Consider the following 324-nt stretch of genomic DNA (forward strand, 5'->3'; position numbering starts at 1 on the left):
GTACGTGCTGACCGTGGCCGATATCAATGCCACCAACCCCAGCTTGTGGAACTCGTGGCGCGCCAGCCTGTTGCGCCAGCTTTACACCGAGACCAAGCGGGCCTTGCGCCGCGGCCTGGAAAACCCGCTGGACCGCGAAGAGCAGATTCGCCAAACCCAGTCTGCCGCCCTGGACATCCTGGTGCGCGAGGGCACCGACCCGGACGACGTCGAACAATTGTGGTCGCAGCTGGGCGATGACTACTTCCTCAAGCACACTGCGGCCGACGTGGCCTGGCACAGTGATGCGATCCTGCAGCAGCCCGCCGATGGCGGCCCGCTGGT

1 pseudogene is annotated in these 324 nt (G+C 65.4%); it reads left to right on the forward strand.

From position 1 onward, the window contains the following. Window positions 1–13 precede the first annotated feature (13 nt). Window positions 14–324 (forward strand): annotated as a pseudogene (gene glnD / locus QWI17_RS03260) ([protein-PII] uridylyltransferase); the annotation flags it as partial.

Source organism: Gilvimarinus gilvus (assembly GCF_030518155.1).
Taxonomy (GTDB): Bacteria; Pseudomonadota; Gammaproteobacteria; order Pseudomonadales; family Cellvibrionaceae; genus Gilvimarinus; species Gilvimarinus gilvus.